We start from the raw sequence: 21,311 nt of genomic DNA on the forward strand, positions 1-21,311 counted from the left end.
CAGAAAGTAGGGGGATAACGAAAAATTGTTTCGAAAATGGGATGAACTAGCATAGTATATTACTACATGATAAGGAGGGGAAAGATGGTATCGATTAGTTTATGTATGATTGTTAAAAATGCACAATGTACGATTGAAAGATGCTTAGATTCGGTTCGGCATATAGTGGATGAGATGAATATTATTGATACAGGCTCAACTGATCGTACAAAAGATATTGTCCAAAATTACACCTCTCGCATTTTTGATTTTCCATGGTGCGATCATTTTGCAAAAGCACGCAATTTTTCCTTTCAACAGGCAACAAAAGACTATATTCTATGGCTTGACGCAGACGATATTATGACAAAGGAAAACCAACATAAACTATTGCTTCTAAAGCAATCATTGTACCCAACTGTTGATGCTGTCACTATGGATCATTACCTAGTATTAGATGATGATGGAATAGTGGAATGCAGTGAGCGAAAGTATCGTCTAGTAAAAAGAGCCAATCATTTTCAATGGCAGGGTGCTGTCCATGAATTTTTAAAGGTATCTGGCCAGCTCTTTCACAGTGATATCGCTGTTACACATTTACCGTTAACAAAGGATCTTCATCGCAATTTATGTATCTATGAAGGATTAATTCAAAAGGGACATACTTTTTCTGCAAGGGATTCATTTCATTATGCAAATGAATTAAAGCTGCATAAACGTTATCTAGAGGCCATTAATCAATACAATACATTTCTGGATAGCGAATTAGGCACTACAGATGATCGCATTGAAGCATGTTTGCATATAGGGGAATGCTTTCGATTGTTACAGGATGATAATCACGCTCAACAAGCTATTTTACAATCTTTCTTGTATGACCGACCAAAGCCAGAAGCATGTTGCCGAATGGGCCAATTTTTTATGGAGCAATCAAAACATAAAGAGGCTATCTACTGGTACTCACAAGCTTTGCAACAAGCTTCGGTCGATTCAATGACTATTCAAAAACGAGCTTACTCAACATGGTTACCTCATTTACAACTAAGTCTGTTATATAGGGAGTTACGGCTATTCGAAAATGCCTATCAACATAACTTAGAGGCACGAAAATGGAAACCGAATCATTTGGAAATCAAAGAAAATGAAAAGTATTTACTCAGACGGCTAAAGATATAAGGCTACTAAGGGAATGGCACATCAATAAACAACACATAAATTAATTGACCAATTAACACAGATACACCAACAACAATGGTCATAAAAATCACATTACGAGGCCTAAAATTTTTTGCTTCCATTAAAAACCTCCTTTTATATATATGGAATATTCAGTTAATTCAAGATATGTTGAGAGGATTTGAGTATGCATAATAAAAGAGCAAATTCACATTCAGTGTGAATTTGCTCTTTATAGTTATCAAACTTTAACCTTTTAGGATTTCAGCGAGTGCGTTGTTTACAGATTCCTCATTATTTTGTTGCTTTAAGTACTTTTGTACGGAACGTTTATCGACCTTGCCCCCACCTTCTTTTTTACGGCGAGCTTCAAAAGCAGATAACTTCTCACGATAGCCACATTTACATACAAGGATTTGACCATCTCCTTCGCCGCGAAGCTCTAATAATCGTTGTATAGCATCTAAGAGAGAATTCCTGTTAATTTACAGTTAATTTTCTGATTTGCTTAAAAGAAGTTTAAGTATAAAGCATGTGCTATATTAAACATTAGGAAGTACGAAAGGATGTTATATATGGCTAAAAGTTTAGTGTTAGCAGAAAAACCTTCAGTTGCACGTGATATAGCAAACGTGCTGAAGTGTCACAAAAAAGGGAATGGTTATATTGAAGGAGATAAATATATTGTTACATGGGCTTTAGGCCACTTAGTCACTTTAGCCGACCCAGAGAGCTATGATGAAAAATATAAAAAGTGGAACTTAGAAGATTTACCAATGCTACCAGAGCGTCTGAAATTAACAACAATTAAACAAACAAGTAAGCAATATAATGCAGTTAAATCTCAACTTACACGTAATGATGTGAATGAAATTATCATCGCAACAGATGCCGGACGTGAAGGGGAATTAGTGGCTCGTTGGATTATTGATCGTGCGAAAGTGAATAAACCAATCAAGCGTCTATGGATTTCATCTGTTACTGATAAGGCAATTAAAGATGGTTTTGCAAACTTAAAACCTGGAAAGAATTACGACAATCTATATCAAGCTGCTGTAGCTCGTAGTGAAGCAGACTGGTATTTGGGATTGAATTCAAGTAGAGCGCTATCTACTAAATTTAATGCTCAGCTAAATACAGGGCGAGTGCAGACTCCTGTAGTAGCAATGGTTGCTGCTCGTGAAGATGAAATCAAGAACTTCAAGGCACAAACGTTTTATGGAATTGAGGCACAAACAAAAGAATTAAAATTAACATGGCAAGATGCGAATGGTAATTCACGTAGCTTTAGTAAAGAAAAAGTGGATGCTATTGTTAATTCATTAGATAAACAAGATGCAAAAGTAATCGAGATTGAACGTAAGCCGAAAAAGTCTTTCTCTCCAGGGTTATATGATTTAACGGAGCTACAGCGTGATGCAAATAAAATATTTGGATACTCAGCCAAAGAAACATTAAATATCATGCAAAAACTATATGAGTCTCATAAAGTGCTTACTTATCCTCGTACTGATTCGCGATATTTATCTTCAGACATCGTTAGCACCCTTCCAGAACGATTAAAAGCATGCGGTATAGGAGAATATCGAACGTTAGCAAACAAAGTGCTTTCAAAACCAATTAAAGCGAATAAATCGTTTGTGGATGACAGCAAGGTATCTGATCACCATGCAATTATTCCTACAGAAGAATACGTGAACTTTGCAAACTTTACCGATAAAGAACGTAAAATTTATGATTTAGTTGTAAAACGTTTCTTAGCGGTGCTTTTCCCAGCTTATGAATATGAACAGTTAACCGTGCAAGGTCAAATTGGCAACGAAAAATTCATTGCTCGTGGGAAAACAGTAATTTCTGCCGGATGGAAAGAAGTTTACTCAAATCGCTTTGATGATGAGGAATCAAGCGAAGATGTGAAGGAGCAATTATTGCCTCGTCTCGAAAAAGGCCAAGTATTAAAAGTAAATTTAATTACTCAAACATCAGGGCAAACGAAGCCTCCAGCACGTTTTACTGAGGCTACACTTTTATCGGCAATGGAAAATCCTACAAAGTATATGAACACGCAAAATAAGCAGCTTGCTGATACGTTAAAATCGACAGGTGGATTAGGAACGGTGGCAACACGAGCCGATATTATTGATAAGTTATTCAATTCATTCCTAATTGAAAAGCGTGGTAAAGATATTCATATCACTTCTAAAGGTCGTCAGTTACTTGATTTAGTTCCTAATGAGTTAAAATCTCCTGAAACAACAGCCGAATGGGAGCAAAAGCTAGAATTAATCGCTAAAGGCAAACTGAAAAAAGAAACCTTCATTAATGAAATGAAGCAACATACAAAAGAAATTGTAGCTGATATTAAAAATAGCGATAAGAGATTTAAGCATGATAATATTTCAACAAAAACTTGCCCTGATTGCGGTAAGCCAATGCTTGAAGTGAACGGGAAAAAAGGTAAAATCCTTGTTTGCCAAGATCGTGAATGTGGTCACCGTAAGAATGTGTCGCGTGTGACGAATGCACGTTGTCCTCAGTGTAAGAAAAAGCTTGAATTACGTGGCGAAGGTGATGGTCAAATCTTCGTATGTAAGTGTGGCTATCGTGAGAAGTTATCTGCTTTTGAAGCTCGCCGTAAAAAAGAAGGTGGAGGTAAAGTGGATAAACGTAGTGTACAAAAGTACATGAAGCAGCAAGAGAAAGAAGCAGAGCCTTTGAATAATGCTTTTGCAGATTTATTAAAAGGTTTTAATGTAGATAAATAAATATTAATTTAAAAGAAACCAGAACGTTCAAAAAACGTGTCTGGTTTCGTTATATATTATTTAAGTCTGAGTTTGAAATTTCGATTCAATGATTTTAACGATTTTAAATAAGCTAAACGTACTTCTGATATTTTCCTAGTAGTTACACATTTATCATGCTCCCATCAAAATTTGAATTACTTCCATGGTTGCGCCAATGTTTCATAGATGTGTAGCGTAACTGTGTTTTTATTGATGGGGCTGCAAAAAAGGATGTCTTTCAGTAACAAAAGTTGCCGGTTCTCTATCTTGACGACTTTCAATGTATCTTTATAACCAAATATCACAGCGGACATTAAAGTACACCGCTCTTCCTTTTCATCTTTACCTCCTAACGAAATCGGAGCAGCGATTCGTAGTGTTAAACAATTGAAGGAAAGTGTTAGCAGATAAAATGTTATTATGTAATATTATAGAACCTGTCACTTCGACTACGAAAAAATATTAAAATAGTTATTGACTATTGTATTTTATTCTGATAGTATTAATTCTTGTCGCAGGACAATCAATAAAAATGAACCTTGAAAACTGAACAAGCAAAACGTAATCAATAAAGTTGAGTTGCTAGCCTTGCTAGTGAACGAAACAAAATTTTGGACATCAAAATGATGCCAGCAAAACAATTTGAGCTAATCAAATTTCTTTTATGGAGAGTTTGATCCTGGCTCAGGACGAACGCTGGCGGCGTGCCTAATACATGCAAGTCGAGCGAACAGAGAAGGAGCTTGCTCCTTTGACGTTAGCGGCGGACGGGTGAGTAACACGTGGGCAACCTACCTTATAGTTTGGGATAACTCCGGGAAACCGGGGCTAATACCGAATAATCTGTTTCACCTCATGGTGAAATATTGAAAGACGGTTTCGGCTGTCGCTATAGGATGGGCCCGCGGCGCATTAGCTAGTTGGTGAGGTAACGGCTCACCAAGGCGACGATGCGTAGCCGACCTGAGAGGGTGATCGGCCACACTGGGACTGAGACACGGCCCAGACTCCTACGGGAGGCAGCAGTAGGGAATCTTCCACAATGGGCGAAAGCCTGATGGAGCAACGCCGCGTGAGTGAAGAAGGATTTCGGTTCGTAAAACTCTGTTGTAAGGGAAGAACAAGTACAGTAGTAACTGGCTGTACCTTGACGGTACCTTATTAGAAAGCCACGGCTAACTACGTGCCAGCAGCCGCGGTAATACGTAGGTGGCAAGCGTTGTCCGGAATTATTGGGCGTAAAGCGCGCGCAGGTGGTTTCTTAAGTCTGATGTGAAAGCCCACGGCTCAACCGTGGAGGGTCATTGGAAACTGGGAGACTTGAGTGCAGAAGAGGATAGTGGAATTCCAAGTGTAGCGGTGAAATGCGTAGAGATTTGGAGGAACACCAGTGGCGAAGGCGACTATCTGGTCTGTAACTGACACTGAGGCGCGAAAGCGTGGGGAGCAAACAGGATTAGATACCCTGGTAGTCCACGCCGTAAACGATGAGTGCTAAGTGTTAGGGGGTTTCCGCCCCTTAGTGCTGCAGCTAACGCATTAAGCACTCCGCCTGGGGAGTACGGCCGCAAGGTTAAAACTCAAATGAATTGACGGGGGCCCGCACAAGCGGTGGAGCATGTGGTTTAATTCGATGCAACGCGAAGAACCTTACCTACTCTTGACATCCCGTTGACCACTGTAGAGATATGGTTTCCCCTTCGGGGGCAACGGTGACAGGTGCTGCATGGCTGTCGTCAGCTCGTGTTGTGAAATGTTGGGTTAAGTCCCGCAACGAGCGCAACCCTTATCCTTTGTTGCCAGCGGTTAGCCGGGAACTCAAAGGAGACTGCCAGTGATAAACTGGAGGAAGGTGGGGATGACGTCAAATCATCATGCCCCTTATGACCTGGGCTACACACGTGCTACAATGGACGATACAAACGGTTGCCAACTCGCGAGAGGGAGCTAATCCGATAAAGTCGTTCTCAGTCCGGATTGGAGTCTGCAACTCGACTCCATGAAGTCGGAATCGCTAGTAATCGTAGATCAGAATGCTACGGTGAATACGTTCCCGGGCCTTGTACACACCGCCCGTCACACCACGAGAGTTTGTAACACCCGAAGTCGGTGAGGTAACCTTTTGGAGCCAGCCGCCGAAGGTGGGATAGATGATTGGGGTGAAGTCGTAACAAGGTAGCCGTATCGGAAGGTGCGGCTGGATCACCTCCTTTCTAAGGATATTTTCGGAATACAAACCTAGGGTTTGTAAGATTACGTTTTGCGTTCAGTTTTGAAGGTTCATTCTTTCTTAATGAAATACTTCAAAACTTGTTCTTTGAAAACTGGATAAAACGACATTGAAATTGTAACAAACACATTTATTTTTTTAAGTTTTTTATAGGCTTAATAACATGATAAGGTTTTCAGACACGAGCAGTTCTAGGAAGCAATCGAGTAAATGAAGGAGCGTACTTCAGTACGTGACTGATTGAACGAGTGAGGCTGACAACGAAATGTGAAGTGTATGGAAAGCTGATAGGTTAAGTTATTAAGGGCGCACGGCGAATGCCTTGGCACTAGGAGCCGAAGAAGGACGGCACTAACACCGATATGCTTCGGGGAGCTGTAAGTGAGCTTTGATCCGGAGATTTCCGAATGGGGGAACCCACTACGTTTAATCGCGTAGTATCTTGACGTGAATACATAGCGTCTTGAAGGCAGACCCAGGGAACTGAAACATCTAAGTACCTGGAGGAAGAGAAAGAAAAATCGATTCCCTGAGTAGCGGCGAGCGAAACGGGAAGAGCCCAAACCAAGAGGCTTGCCTCTTGGGGTTGTAGGACACTCAATACGGAGTTACAAAAGAACGAGTTAGATGAAGCGACTTGGAAAGGTCCGCCAGAGCAGGTAAAAGCCCTGTAGTCGAAAGTTCGTTCTCTCCTGAGTGGATCCTGAGTACGGCGGAACACGTGAAATTCCGTCGGAATCCGGGAGGACCATCTCCCAAGGCTAAATACTACCTAGTGACCGATAGTGAACCAGTACCGTGAGGGAAAGGTGAAAAGCACCCCGGAAGGGGAGTGAAAGAGATCCTGAAACCGTGTGCCTACAAGTAGTTAGAGCCCGTTAATGGGTGATAGCGTGCCTTTTGTAGAATGAACCGGCGAGTTACGATTACGTGCGAGGTTAAGCTTTAGAAGGCGGAGCCGCAGCGAAAGCGAGTCTGAATAGGGCGAAATAGTACGTGGTCGTAGACCCGAAACCAGGTGATCTACCCATGTCCAGGGTGAAGGTAAGGTAACACTTACTGGAGGCCCGAACCCACGCACGTTGAAAAGTGCGGGGATGAGGTGTGGGTAGCGGAGAAATTCCAATCGAACTTGGAGATAGCTGGTTCTCTCCGAAATAGCTTTAGGGCTAGCCTCGTGATGAGAATACTGGAGGTAGAGCACTGTTTGGACTAGGGGGCCATCCCGGTTTACCGAATTCAGACAAACTCCGAATGCCAGATATTTATACACGGGAGTCAGACTGCGAGTGATAAGATCCGTAGTCAAAAGGGAAACAGCCCAGACCACCAGCTAAGGTCCCAAAGTAATCGTTAAGTGGAAAAGGATGTGGCGTTGCACAGACAACCAGGATGTTGGCTTAGAAGCAGCCATCATTTAAAGAGTGCGTAATAGCTCACTGGTCGAGTGACGCTGCGCCGAAAATGTATCGGGGCTAAACGATTCACCGAAGCTGTGGATTGACATCTACGATGTCAGTGGTAGGAGAGCGTTCTAAGTGCGTTGAAGTCAGACCGGAAGGACTGGTGGAGCGCTTAGAAGTGAGAATGCCGGTATGAGTAGCGAAAGACGGGTGAGAATCCCGTCCACCGTATGACTAAGGTTTCCTGAGGAAGGCTCGTCCGCTCAGGGTTAGTCGGGACCTAAGCCGAGGCCGATAGGCGTAGGCGATGGACAACAGGTTGATATTCCTGTACCACCTCCTCACCGTTTGAGAAATGGGGGGACGCAGTAGGATAGGGTAAGCGCGCTGTTGGTTATGCGCGTCCAAGCAGTAAGGCGTGTGTGTAGGCAAATCCGCACACTGTAACGTTGAGCTGTGATGGCGAGTCCGTATGGACGAAGTTCCTGATTTCACACTGCCAAGAAAAGCCTCTATCGAGGTGAGAGGTGCCCGTACCGCAAACCGACACAGGTAGTCGAGGAGAGAATCCTAAGGTGTGCGAGAGAACTCTCGTTAAGGAACTAGGCAAAATGGTGCCGTAACTTCGGGAGAAGGGGTGCTCTTGAGCGTGCAAGCGCATGAGAGCCGCAGTGAATAGGCCCAGGCGACTGTTTAGCAAAAACACAGGTCTCTGCAAAACCGTAAGGTGACGTATAGGGGCTGACGCCTGCCCGGTGCCGGAAGGTTAATTGATGGGGTTAGCGCAAGCGAAGCTCTTGATCGAAGCCCCGGTAAACGGCGGCCGTAACTATAACGGTCCTAAGGTAGCGAAATTCCTTGTCGGGTAAGTTCCGACCTGCACGAATGGCGTAATGATGGCCAGGCTGTCTCCACCCGAGACTCAGTGAAATTGAACTCGCTGTGAAGATGCAGTGTACCCGCGGCAAGACGGAAAGACCCCGTGGAGCTTTACTGTAGCCTGATATTGAATTTTGGTACAACTTGTACAGGATAGGTAGGAGCCAGAGATCTCGGAGCGCCAGCTTCGAAGGAGGCGTCGGTGGGATACTACCCTGGTTGTATTGAAATTCTAACCCATGCCCCTTAGCGGGGCAGGAGACAGTGTCAGGCGGACAGTTTGACTGGGGCGGTCTCCTCCCAAAGAGTAACGGAGGAGCCCAAAGGTTCCCTCAGAATGGTTGGAAATCATTCGTAGAGTGTAAAGGCACAAGGGAGCTTGACTGCGAGACCTACAAGTCGAGCAGGGTCGAAAGACGGGCTTAGTGATCCGGTGGTTCTGAATGGAAGGGCCATCGCTCAACGGATAAAAGGTACTCCGGGGATAACAGGCTGATACCGCCCAAGAGTTCATATCGACGGCGGTGTTTGGCACCTCGATGTCGGCTCATCACATCCTGGGGCTGAAGTAGGTCCCAAGGGTATGGCTGTTCGCCATTTAAAGTGGTACGCGAGCTGGGTTTAGAACGTCGTGAGACAGTTCGGTCCCTATCTGCCGTGGGCGTAGGAAATTTGAGAGGAGCTGTCCTTAGTACGAGAGGACCGGGATGGACACACCGCTGGTGTACCAGTTGTCTTGCCAAAGGCATCGCTGGGTAGCTATGTGTGGACGGGATAAGTGCTGAAAGCATCTAAGCATGAAGCCCCCCTCAAGATGAGATTTCCCATTACGCAAGTAAGTAAGATCCCTCAAAGACGATGAGGTAGATAGGTTCGAGGTGGAAGTGTGGTGACACATGGAGCTGACGAATACTAATCGATCGAGGACTTAACCAAAAAGTTTGAAGCATTCAATGAACCGTTTATCCAGTTTTGAAAGAATAATACTTTCAATAAAAAGAGCTTCAAGACACAAGTAGAACAAGAAAGCAAACGAGTGATTGAAGGAGCGTACTTCTGTACGTGACTGATTGAACGAGAGCAGCTGACGCAGTTATACGCCGTGTATTGGAGGTCGAACATAGTCTAGTGATGATGGCAAAGAGGTCACACCCGTTCCCATACCGAACACGGAAGTTAAGCTCTTTAGCGCCGATGGTAGTTGGGGGCTTCCCCCTGTGAGAGTAGGACGTCGCTAGGCAACAAAGCAGTCAGCTGTGTGCTGGCTGTTTTTTTATTTGCAACTATTAGTAAGAAACCATCCAAGCATGAAAACTCTTTCTATGTATAGGTCCAATCATTCAAATTCTTTTTAAACTAAAGTTGCAGGCTAGTCCAATAATCAATCTTTATAACGAATTTAATAGTAATTAAGGTGAATCGTACATAAAGACAGTATTCACGACTTGTGAATAGACTTTCACCAACTAACTATACATGTCAGATGCACAATAGAAAGTACCACAACCATAAAAGTTCGGTAATCATAAATGTTCGCCTATCTAGCAGGATTCTTTACAGGTATGTACCGAATCAGTAGTTTGCCTAGTGAATAATTGAAAGGTATTGTGCAAAGAAAAAAATCAGGTATTTCACCAGATTTATAATGCTAGACATATAGTGTTGACAAACATTAAGTAGGAGTCCATCCCAAATTCCCCATTATCTATTTTACAGTAAGTCCAATTGTTTAAGTGCTTTATCCCCATTAATAGTTCAACTTGATTAATTGTTAGTTCATGGGCTGAACAATCTTGATGCAATATCAGGGTTATTTCGGGTAGTTAAAATTTTCCTCTGAATCCATCCTTCTTTATTTGTAACCATGAATTTATAAAAAATCCATTTGAGTAATTGAGTGTATTCTTTTCCTTACAATACGTCTTGTCTTTTTTTAAAAGATAGGGTTAGAGTAATTAGAAATGTGTGCGTTAATTACAGTGTATCTTTGCAAATTTAAATTTCTACTTTCTTATAATTTAAGGATAAACAGTAAGTTAAGGTTATTGCCATTTAATTTGAGATTATAAATGGTTTCTTGAACAGCAGTGAAAAATGGTTTGATGGTGTAAAGAGAAAAGAAAAGTTTAAAAATGTCATGAAGACGAGTGGTATAACATAAGGTATGTATGTGTTCCTGGTTCTTTAAATTCTGTTTAATGTTATTTTTATGCTCGTATTAATAGGAAAAATCTATTTGTTGCTAGACACCAAATTTTGAGAATGCTATATTTATATGGTCATAGTATTTTTATAATTAGGAAAAAAAAGAATTCTTTTATGAAAGAGAGTTGTTTTCCTGATTATAAGGAGTGATGGAGTATAGAGCTAGACGAAGGATGATAGGGCCTATGGTAAAGAAAACATTAAAGCAAAGAATTGTAGACGCTTCAGTTGAGCTGTTTCAGCAGGATGGTTATCACAATGTAACTGTTGATCGTATCGTTGAATATATAGGGGCATCAAAAGGTGGATTTTATCATAATTTTAAATCAAAAGATGAATTGTTGTATGAAATTCATGATGTTTTTATTTCATATGTTATTCAACAATCACAAGATGCATATGACAAATACGATACGCCCATTACCAGGTTATGTGCGATGCTACAAACGCTGACGCAAGTATTTGATATGTATCAAGCACATATTACAATTTTTTATGAGGAAAGTCGTTCACTCTCAGAGGAGTATAGTGAGATTATTCATAAAAAACGAGATCATTATCTGGACATCTTGCAAAAAGTGATAGCAGAAGGCCAAGAAAAGAAGGTTTTTCGTACAGAATTGCCTTGTACCATTGTTACGATGGCGATTGTGGGGATGATTAACTGGACATATAAATGGTTTAAGCAATCCGGGCCATTAACAATGGTGCAAATTACAGATGTTTTTACGGACATGGTACTACGTGCGATTGTAACAGAACAAGCAATGGAGGAAGCAAAGCAATTTATGATAAAGGGGTAGCCAGTAGAAAACACTGGTTTTATTATTTGCTTTTACAAACCGACTAGTCGGTATTTACTTGAAGGGAATTATCTTTGAGCTAAATCTACTATGGCAAATTTGACATTAGGGGGATTAGGGATGAATTTTGAATTAACAAAAGAGCAAGTGATGATTCGAGACATGGTACGTGATTTTGCTGAAAAAGAGATTAAACCGTATGCTCGTGAGGTTGATGAGACATCGACAATGAGAATAGAAAGCTTTAAAAAGATGGCGGAACTAGGCTTATTGGGTATCCCGTTCCCTGAAGAATATGGTGGTTCAGGTGGTGATACGGTGTCCTACGCTTTAGCTGTAGAGGAAATTGGTCGTGCATGTGGGGGCACTGGCTTAAGTTATGCAGCTGCTGTTAGCTTAGGCGCTTCGCCAATTTACAACTTTGGTACGGAGGAGCAAAAGCAAGAATGGCTTGTTCCATTGGCAAAGGGTGAGACATTAGGATCATTCGGTTTAACAGAGCCTAATGCAGGTTCAGATGCAGGCGGTACACGCACTACGGCTGTCATTGATGGAGATGATTATGTTATTAATGGAGAAAAATGCTGGATTACCAATGCAGGATACGCTCGACAAATAATTGTAACTGCAGTAACGGGAAAACGGGAGGATGGCAAAAAGATTATTTCTTCTATTATTGTGCCAACGAATACTCCAGGTTTAACGATTAATTGTAATTATGACAAAATGGGTGTCCGTGGTTCTAATACATGTGAAATTGTTTTACAAAATGTTCGCGTTCCTCGATCCAATCTATTAGGCGATGAAAAGCGAGGCTTTAGCCAGTTTTTAAACACTTTAGATGGTGGTCGTATTTCAATTGCAGCTCTTTCTGTAGGAATTGCACAGGCCGCTTATGAGAAGGCACTGAAGTTCGCAAAAGAACGCGAGCAATTTGGTGCACCTATTTCGAAGCTACAGGCGATCCAATTTAAATTAGCAGATATGGCGATGGAAATAGAGCTTGCTCGTACGCTTGTACATAAAGCGGCATGGCTAAAAGATCAAAAGAAACCATTTGGTAAAGAAGCGGCAATGGCTAAATTATTTGCTTCTGAAATGGGCTTCCGTACATGTAATCAAGCCATTCAAATTCATGGAGGTTCTGGATATATGAAAGAATACGATGTAGAACGTCATTTACGAGATATTAAATTAATGGAAATTGGTGAAGGAACATCTGAAATTCAGCGTCTTGTTATTTCTCGCTTAATTGGCTGTTAATGATTTTCAACACATTGTGTCCGGGAGCAGCTTTGTGCTGCATAGAGCACTTCTTTCCGATACCGAGACACCTACTAAAAAATAGCTTAAATCCGCATTTATCTCATTGCTGAAAGACGTTTAATAGCATTAACAAGGGGGATCTTCATGGCAGAACTTGTGTATCAAACAATTGGTCAATTGCTAGATGAACAATCTAAAAAGTACCCGCAAAATGAGGCTTTGGTCTATGCAGATAGGAATTTACGAATGACTTATGAGCAGCTAAATCGTCAAGCACGATTGGTAGCAAGGGGCTTAATGGCTTTAGGGATTGAAAAAGGAGACCATATTGCTGTATGGACGACCAATGTTCCTGAGTGGGTACAGCTTCAATTTGGTACAGGCAAGATGGGGGCTCCAATCGTTACAGTAAATACTAATTATCGTGCTAGTGAATTGGAGTATCTATTAAAGCAGTCTGATGCCAAAACGATATTTTTAATTGAAAATTATCGAGACCATTCTTTTATCCATACACTTCAAGAGTTATGTCCGGAGCTTGAACATTGTGAACCAGGTAATTTGCAATCAAAGCGACTACCTTTATTAAAAAATGTTATTTTAATCGGCGAGACTAAGTATCCCGGTGTATTGAATTGGTCAGATGTAGTAGCAGCGGCCAATCAAGTAACAGAGGAACAATTAGAACAAAGAGAGCAATCTCTTCATTATGATGATGTGATTAATATTCAATATACATCTGGTACGACAGGTTTTCCTAAAGGTGTGATGTTAACACATTTTAACTTAGTTAACAATGCGGTCAACATTGCAGAGTGTATGCGTTTAACAGCAGAGGACCGCTTATGCATTCCTGTTCCATTTTTCCACTGCTTTGGCTGTGTTATCGGAACATTAGCTATTACAACTAGTGGTGGAACGATGGTGCCAGTACAAGAATTTTCACCTGAAGAGGTGCTAAGGATGGTTCAACAAGAAAAGTGCACAGCCTTACATGGCGTTCCAACGATGTTTATTAGTGAGCTTAATTTACCGAATTTTGAGTCTTTCAACCTTTCAACTTTACGGACAGGAGTCATGGCAGGCTCTAATTGTCCGATAGAGGTAATGAAAGCGGTCATTGAGAAAATGGGCATGACAGATATTACGATTTGCTATGGTCAAACAGAATCATCTCCAGTGATTACACAAACGAGAACGGATGATCCGTTAACGTTAAAAGTGGAGACGGTTGGCCGTGCCTTACCAAACTTAGAGGCGAAAATTGTTGTTCCTGGGACGAACGAGGAAGCACCCACAAATGAACAAGGGGAGCTATGTACAAGAGGGTACCATGTAATGAAAGGCTACTATAAAAACCAAGAAGAAACCGATCTTGCCATTGATCAAGATGGCTGGCTGCATACTGGTGATTTGGCAACGATGGATGAAGCGGGCTATGTCCGTGTAACCGGTCGTTTAAAGGATATGATTATTCGCGGTGGTGAAAATTTATATCCCCGTGAAATTGAAGAGTTTCTTTATACACACCCAAAAATATCAGATGTTCAGGTTGCAGGGGTTCCTGATCCTGTGTATGGGGAGGAAGCGGCAGCTTGGATTATTTTAAGAGAAGGTGAGCAGGCAACAGAAGAGGAGATCCGAGAATATTGTCGGGATAAAATCTCTAGACATAAAATCCCAAAACATATTTTCTTTATCGATCATTATCCAATGACTGCTTCAGGAAAGGTTCAAAAATATAAATTACGAGAAAATTTTGTCATGACCGTCAGATAAGGAGGGGCAGTGAATATGTTTAATAAAGTATTAATTGCAAATCGTGGGGAGATTGCTAGACGTGTTATCAGAACATGCAAGCGCCTAAATATTAATACGGTTGCTATTTATTCTGAGGCTGATGCTGAAAGCTTACATGTGAAGGATGCGGATGAGGCATATTGTGTAGGGAAACCGCCTGTTGCACAAAGCTATTTAAATATAGAACGTATTCTAGAGATTGCACTAGAAAATGGCGTCGAGGCTGTTCATCCTGGCTATGGTCTACTATCAGAAAATGCAGAGTTTGCAAAGCGCTGTGAAGAGGAAGGTTTAATTTTTATAGGACCAAGTGCTGATGTAATTGCTTCAATGGGAAATAAATTAGAAGCACGAAAAACAATGAAAGCCGCTGGGGTTCCCATTGTAGAGGGTGTAGAGGCACCTATAAAGGATGCAGAAGAAGCTACTGAAATCGCTGAACGTTTAGGCTATCCAATTATGTTAAAGGCATCGGCAGGCGGTGGCGGTATCGGTATGCAACTTGTTGAAAATGCAGAGGAACTAGCAAAAGCATTTGAGGGAAATCAAAAACGTGCCCAGTCATTTTTCGGTGATGGCACGATGTACATGGAGCGATTTATTGCTAACCCTCACCATGTTGAAGTACAAATTATTGCTGATCATCAAGGCAATGTAGTTCCGTTATTTGAACGTGAATGTTCGATCCAACGAAGAAATCAAAAAGTAGTAGAAGAAGCACCATCACCATTCATTTCACAGGAAACAAGAGATAGGATGCTTGAAGCCTCAGTGAAGGCAGCGAAGCATATTGGCTATGTCAACGCTGGAACGATTGAGTATTTGGTGGATGAGAATCAAAACTTTTATTTCTTAGAAATGAATACAAGATTACAAGTAGAGCATCCTGTGACAGAGGAAATTACAAAGCTTGATTTAGTAGAAGAGCAATTAAAAATTGCTGCACAGCAACCTCTCTCATTTACAAAAGAAAGTATTACGAAACAGGGTCATGCGATTGAAGTGCGTATATACGCTGAGAATCCTTCTACATTTTTCCCGTCTCCAGGTACGATCACAGCTCTAGAATTACCAACAGGGGAAGGGGTTCGACATGAGTGTGGTGTAGAGACAGGTTCTGCAGTTACACCATTCTATGACCCCATGATTAGTAAATTGGTAGTGTGGGGAGAAACAAGGGACATTGCCTGTGAGAAATTAATCCAAGCACTGAAAACATATAAAGTGGAGGGTATTCAAACGAATATTCCGATGCTGCTGAAAACTGTTACGCATGAACAGTTTTTAAAAGGCTATACGACAACAAAATTTGTAGAACAATTTTATTTACCTCAATTAGCAGAGTCAAAGTAAGTATGTAATAGCATTCGCGCTTCACAGAGAGTGCGAATGCAAAATTAATGAATAGTAGGAGTGAGTGTTAATGGCAACAGTAAAAGCAAGCATGGCCGGTACAGTATGGAAAATCGTCGTAGTAGAAGGTGAAAAAGTAACAGCAGGTCAAGATGTAGCTATTTTAGAATCAATGAAAATGGAAATTCCGATTGCAGCCGAAGAAGATGGCGTGGTAACAAAAATCATCGCCAATGAGGGAGATTTTATTAACGTTGATGATGATATTTTAGAAATTGAATAAGAGGAGGCCTCTTAATGCAACTACCTAAGCAGGTCGTGATTAAAGAAGTTGGTCCCCGTGATGGCTTACAAAACGAAAAAAAACATATTACAACAGCAGATAAAATACAATTAGTGAATTTGTTAAGCCAAACGGGATTAAATTACATCGAAGTGACTTCATTTGTTCATCCGAAATGGATTCCACAGTTGGCGGATGCTGTCGAGGTTCTTCAAGCCATTAAAAGGAACAATGATATTACTTACGCGGCACTTGTACCTAATATGCGAGGGCTAGAAAGGGCGTTGCAGGCGGAAGTAGATGAAGTAAGTATATTTATGTCTGCTAGTGAAAGTCATAATCAAAGTAATATTAACAAAACCATTGACGAAACATTTCCTATTTTAGAGGAAGTAGTATTAGGAGCTAAAGCGTCAAAAAAGAAAGTTCGAGGCTATATTTCTACAGTTCTTGGCTGTCCCTATGAGGGATATATACATCCTGATAAGGTGCTACGTGTTACAGATAAATTATTGGAGATGGGTGTAACGGAGATATCCCTAGGCGACACGATTGGCGTTGGTGTACCAACTCAAGTTGAGTTTCTTTTAGAGGAACTATTAAAAAGGTATTCCGCTGAAAATTTTGCTATGCATTTTCATGATACACGTGGCACGGCGCTTGCCAACATTATGAAATCTTTAGAGATGGGTGTAACCAAATTTGATAGTGCGCTTGGTGGTCTAGGGGGCTGTCCATATGCAAAGGGAGCTTCGGGTAATGTAGCCACGGAAGACTTACTTTACTTATTTGATGAAATGGGTGTTCAAACTGGTGTGGATCAACAAAAAATACTAGAGGCTGCACTCTTTATTGAACAGAAATTAGGCAAAGCTGTAGCTTCAAAGCAAATGGCGATTGTCCGTAATGAAAGGAGTGCGAATCCATTATGACTCAACTCGTTCGTTTTGAATTACTGGAGGGAAGTATTGGACTGATTACTCTCTTAAGACCAGGGGCTGCGAACGCGATGTCAGTACAGTTACTGCAAGATCTATCTGGGACGTTGGATCAAATCAACGGTGATCCAGCAGTGCGAGTAGTCTTACTAACAGGTGCTGGAGAAAAAGCATTCTGTGCAGGGGCTGATTTAAAAGAACGTAAAGGTATGTCTGATCGACAAGTGAAGCAAATCGTCCAGTTGATTGGTGCCACAGTCGCAAAAGTGGAGACACTCGCTCAGCCTGTCATTGCAGTACTAAATGGAGTAGCTTTTGGTGGTGGTCTAGAATTAGCCTTAGCTTGCGACTTACGTGTGGCAGCAGCACATGTCAAGCTAGGTCTCACTGAAACCTCTCTCGGTATTATTCCAGGGGCAGGAGGAACGCAACGACTTCCACGTCTCATTGGCCTTGGGAAGGCAAAGGAATTAATATATACAGCACGTCGCTTAAATGCTGAGGAAGCCAAAAATTATGGCATCGTTGAGTATGTTCATGAGGCACATGAGGTAATGGAAAGGGCACAGCAGCTTGCACTAGAAATGGCAAAAAATGCACCATTATCGTTAGTACAGGCTAAAGTAGCTATGAATCAGGGGGTTGAGGTAGATTTAGCTACCGGTTTGAAAATCGAATCACTTGCATATAGTGCACTGATCCCAACTGAAGACCGATTAGAGGGCTTACTTGCCTTCCAAGAAAAGCGAGCACCACAATATTCAGGAAAATAAGTAAGAGAATCCGATCAGATTAATCACTCTGACTGAAATCTAAGTTGATTTTTTTGCGCATTGACAAAGGGAATAGGGGCGCTAAAAAAATAATTTGGCGTAATTGAATGGGCAAAGGGAGGAAATAAAATGAGCAATATTTCAACAGAAAACACGCCACCTACAATGAAAGATAAAATTCTTTCTGGCGGTTTACCAAAATATCATGATAAAAATGCACAGCAAGGGAAGCTATTTGTACGTGAACGACTTGAATTATTATTAGATGATGGTCTTCAATCAGAGGATGGCCTCTATGCAAACTGTTTGGCAGGCGACTTACCTGCTGATGGTGTCGTCACAGGGATTGGTAAAATTCATGGTCGTACCGTTTGTATATTAGCTAATGACTCAACGATTAAAGCAGGATCATGGGGAAAACGTACCGTTGAAAAGATGATTCGTATTCAAGAAACTGCAGAAAAACTTAACTGTCCGTTACTATATTTAGTCGATTCAGCAGGGGCACGTATTACAGATCAGTTAGAAATGTTCCCAGGTAGAAGGGGTGCTGGTCGCATTTTCTACAACCAAGTCAAGTTATCAGGTAAAGTACCACAAATTTGTTTACTATTTGGTCCGTCCGCGGCAGGTGGCGCCTACATTCCTGCATTTTGTGATATCGTTGTCATGGTTGAAGGGAACGCATCCATGTATTTAGGATCTCCTCGAATGGCTGAAATGGTTATTGGAGAGAAAGTAGATTTAGAAACGATGGGTGGCGCAAAAATGCACTGTTCAGTTTCCGGCTGTGGAGATGTGCTTGCCAAAACAGAACAAGAGGCCATTGCCTATGCTCGTAAATATTTAGGCTATTTCCCTAATAACTACGCTGAACGTAGCAAGGTGGAGGTACCTAAGCCACCTGCTACATTCGATAAATCGATTGAGGAATTGATACCACAAAACCAAAACGTTCCTTTTGATATGTATAAGCTAATTGAACGTATTATTGATGAAGATTCGTTTTGTGAGGTGAAGAAATTATTTGCACCGGAATTAATTACTGGTCTAGCACGTATTAATGGGCAATCAGTAGGAATTATAGCGAATCAGCCTCGCGTTAAGGGAGGCGTACTATTCCACGATTCTGCGGATAAAGCGGCTAAGTTCATTTCTCTTTGTGATGCTTTCAATATACCGCTTCTATTTTTAGCGGACGTCCCAGGCTTTATGATCGGCACACAGGTCGAAAAAGCTGGGATTATCCGTCATGGCGCAAAAATGATTTTTGCGATGAGTGAAGCAACTGTTCCAAAGCTAACAGTCATTGTTCGTAAAGCATATGGAGCTGGTTTATATGCCATGGCTGGTCCTGCCTTTGAGCCAGACTGCTGTATCGCATTATCAAATGCTCAAATTGCAGTAATGGGTCCAGAAGCTGCAGTCAATGCAGTTTATGCCAATAAAATTGCTGAGCTTCCAAAAGAAGAGCAAGCAAGCTTTATTGCTGAAAAACGAAAAGAGTACCAAGAGGAGATAGATGTGTATCGATTAGCATCAGAACTAATTATTGATGATGTAATTGAGCCAAATGATTTACGTAAGGTGCTTGAAAATCGTTTAGAGCTTTACATGTCAAAATACTTACTTTTCTCACAGCGTAAGCATGGGGTAAACCCAGTATAAATACTTACTGGGAAGGCTGTCTCTCTATCAGGAGGCAGTCTTTTTTAGTTGATAAAAATTTAACAGCTACTTGCATGGTGTAGAGGAGCATATTAAAATATGGGAAGGAATAAAGGGAAGAGGGTGTTTAGCATGTCTAAAAACAACATAACGGATGTTCAAGGTAATGCCAAGCTCCCATTACCATATCGAGATGTTATTGATACATATTATTTGCCAATAAAAATAGTGGGTTGGATGTTATTTAGCATCTATTCTTGTTTGGCTTTTTATAAATTGGTGATTGATCGCTTAGTTAATGTAGTCGTTATATTATGGAAAGGTGATTATTCAGTCGGTGATTTAGGGCTGTTTGATTACAGCAGTTGGCGATTAACTACTAATTTTATTCCCTTTGAAACGATATTCCGCTATATTAACTACTCTCAGTATTTTAATTGGGATACAATAATTATTAACTTACTTGGTAACTTATTAATTTTCACCCCTATGGGCTTTTTACTGCCATTACTATCGAAGAAATTCCGCAAAGCAGGCGTTATACTTTGCTTAGGCTTTTTTTCCAGCCTTAGCGTGGAAACTATTCAATTTATTTTTACAGTAGGCTCTGCCGATATTGATGATTTAATTTTAAATACAATTGGTGCATGGCTCGGGTATTTAGCTTATAAGGGGCTATTGCTTACACCGAAAAAATGAGAAAACAGCCAGTTACCCCGTAAAAGGTTTAGACATCAATCTAACTTTTATGGGGATTTTTTTTATTTATTAACACTATTTATTTTGTGTAAATGGTAGTAATTTTTATTGAAATCGAAATGAAAGTAATAAACGACTGAGGAGTATATTCTAAGATAGTGGGTATTTTAACCTAAAAATGATATTAATTTTTGCTTCTTTAGGTGGTTAGTAGTCATTTATGCTTGAATTTAATAATGAAAATTCCGATAATAAGTGTATAGAAGCTGTTTCGGAGGAATAGATTTTGTCATAAAAGATGTTCATATCTAGTAACAAGTTAGCATATGAAGATAGAAGGATGAGGTGAAAACTATGAAAATATATAATTCAATGGAGCAAGAGAGATTATCGTCCCCATTTAATCGTAAAAAGTTTCTGCAACGTAAAGAAGCGGGAGATGCATATCGAAAGAATGCCATGTATTTTCAGCCAAAGAAAAATCCATTATTGCTGGAACTTGAAAACCTACTATTGGGGCGCACAGATCAAGATTTATACGAGCAGCAACAAGAAGATACAGAAGTAGTAACACCCCAACAGCAGGCCATTATGGATGATTTGCAGCAGACTTCAAAGAATGTCCATGAGCAGGCTTATAAATGGGCAAGTGGTAATCATGACGGAGCACCTGTTGTAAATAATCCGGATTTGAATGATACGTTACAGGTTTTAGAGCAAATGCGAAATGCAGCATTATCATCGTCAAAGCCATCTGCTCAAGATGTAAGGTTAGCAGAAAACGTGAATGCTCAAATTCAGCATATTCTACATGAAGTTAACTCAACAGATGAACAGGACCAACCTTTTGTCAATGAAGTGACTACAGTTAAGGTTCCTGAACGTTTCTCGAAGGAATTGAAATTGGACCCATTTGCAGATACAATTTTCCGTAAGAGCCATGATGCTACTTTAAAATTGAGAGCCTTCAAACAGGCATCTGAAAAGTATGCAGCACATGTTCAAATGACGAAGAATGGCTATCGTCCAGGAAATGATTCGATGTTCTCTTTGATAGCCTAATGTTGTAG

Annotated in this window: 12 protein-coding genes, 3 rRNA genes and 1 pseudogene; 15 read left to right on the plus strand and 1 reads right to left on the minus strand. The window is 40.9% G+C overall.

Going from position 1 to position 21,311, the window contains the following annotated elements; genetic code table 11:
- Window positions 1-84: 84 nt before the first annotated feature.
- The gene (locus ACE1MS_RS01960) at window positions 85-1,155 is read left to right on the plus strand and encodes a glycosyltransferase family 2 protein (RefSeq protein WP_036160704.1); all 1,071 of its coding nucleotides are present in this window, start codon (window positions 85-87) and stop codon (window positions 1,153-1,155) included.
- 248 nt (window positions 1,156-1,403) lie between these two features.
- Here ACE1MS_RS01960 and ACE1MS_RS01965 read toward each other — a convergent pair.
- Window positions 1,404-1,604, minus strand: a pseudogene (locus ACE1MS_RS01965) (hypothetical protein); the annotation flags it as partial.
- 126 nt (window positions 1,605-1,730) lie between these two features.
- On the opposite strand from ACE1MS_RS01965, the gene ACE1MS_RS01970 reads away from it, so the two are divergent.
- The 14 genes from ACE1MS_RS01970 (at window position 1,731) to ACE1MS_RS02035 (ending at window position 21,303) form a co-directional block, all read left to right on the plus strand.
- On the plus strand, window positions 1,731-3,920 hold the full coding sequence (locus tag ACE1MS_RS01970) for a DNA topoisomerase III (RefSeq protein ID WP_197148806.1): 2,190 nt from the start codon (window positions 1,731-1,733) through the stop codon (window positions 3,918-3,920).
- A gap of 682 nt (window positions 3,921-4,602) precedes the next feature.
- Window positions 4,603-6,154: ribosomal RNA gene (locus ACE1MS_RS01975) — 16S ribosomal RNA — on the plus strand.
- A gap of 307 nt (window positions 6,155-6,461) precedes the next feature.
- Window positions 6,462-9,389, plus strand: a 23S ribosomal RNA gene (locus ACE1MS_RS01980).
- 188 nt (window positions 9,390-9,577) lie between these two features.
- Window positions 9,578-9,693 (plus strand): 5S ribosomal RNA (rrf, locus tag ACE1MS_RS01985).
- Together the 16S, 23S and 5S rRNA genes form the textbook arrangement of a ribosomal RNA operon.
- A gap of 1,150 nt (window positions 9,694-10,843) precedes the next feature.
- Window positions 10,844-11,461: a TetR/AcrR family transcriptional regulator gene (locus ACE1MS_RS01990; protein ID WP_031418404.1), complete on the plus strand. Its 618-nt coding sequence runs from the start codon at window positions 10,844-10,846 to the stop codon at window positions 11,459-11,461.
- 120 nt (window positions 11,462-11,581) lie between these two features.
- Window positions 11,582-12,724 carry an acyl-CoA dehydrogenase gene (locus tag ACE1MS_RS01995; protein WP_447402661.1) on the plus strand — a complete coding sequence of 381 codons (1,143 nt, stop codon included), beginning with the start codon at window positions 11,582-11,584 and terminating at the stop codon, window positions 12,722-12,724.
- Between the two features lie 147 nt (window positions 12,725-12,871).
- A complete protein-coding gene (locus ACE1MS_RS02000) occupies window positions 12,872-14,506 on the plus strand; it encodes an AMP-binding protein (RefSeq protein WP_447402662.1) in 1,635 nt (544 codons plus the stop codon).
- A 15-nt stretch (window positions 14,507-14,521) separates the two neighbouring features.
- A complete protein-coding gene (locus tag ACE1MS_RS02005) occupies window positions 14,522-15,880 on the plus strand; it encodes an acetyl-CoA carboxylase biotin carboxylase subunit (protein WP_447402663.1) in 1,359 nt (452 codons plus the stop codon).
- Between the two features lie 70 nt (window positions 15,881-15,950).
- Window positions 15,951-16,163 carry an acetyl-CoA carboxylase biotin carboxyl carrier protein subunit gene (locus ACE1MS_RS02010; protein WP_036160711.1) on the plus strand — a complete coding sequence of 71 codons (213 nt, stop codon included), beginning with the start codon at window positions 15,951-15,953 and terminating at the stop codon, window positions 16,161-16,163.
- Between the two features lie 14 nt (window positions 16,164-16,177).
- Window positions 16,178-17,095: a hydroxymethylglutaryl-CoA lyase gene (locus ACE1MS_RS02015; RefSeq protein ID WP_031418414.1), complete on the plus strand. Its 918-nt coding sequence runs from the start codon at window positions 16,178-16,180 to the stop codon at window positions 17,093-17,095.
- Window positions 17,092-17,874, plus strand: coding sequence for an enoyl-CoA hydratase (locus ACE1MS_RS02020; protein WP_447402664.1), 783 nt, complete (start codon window positions 17,092-17,094; stop codon window positions 17,872-17,874). The genes ACE1MS_RS02015 and ACE1MS_RS02020 overlap by 4 nt, the downstream gene beginning before the upstream one ends.
- Window positions 17,875-18,003: 129 nt before the next feature.
- The gene (locus ACE1MS_RS02025; RefSeq protein WP_012292664.1) at window positions 18,004-19,542 is read left to right on the plus strand and encodes an acyl-CoA carboxylase subunit beta; all 1,539 of its coding nucleotides are present in this window, start codon (window positions 18,004-18,006) and stop codon (window positions 19,540-19,542) included.
- Window positions 19,543-19,674: 132 nt separating this feature from the next.
- Window positions 19,675-20,241: a VanZ family protein gene (locus ACE1MS_RS02030; RefSeq protein ID WP_031418416.1), complete on the plus strand. Its 567-nt coding sequence runs from the start codon at window positions 19,675-19,677 to the stop codon at window positions 20,239-20,241.
- A 354-nt stretch (window positions 20,242-20,595) separates the two neighbouring features.
- Complete coding sequence (locus tag ACE1MS_RS02035) at window positions 20,596-21,303, plus strand: hypothetical protein (RefSeq protein ID WP_447402665.1); 708 nt, start codon at window positions 20,596-20,598, stop codon at window positions 21,301-21,303.
- Window positions 21,304-21,311: the final 8 nt, after the last annotated feature.

It is taken from the genome of Lysinibacillus sp. fkY74-1 (assembly GCF_053165895.1).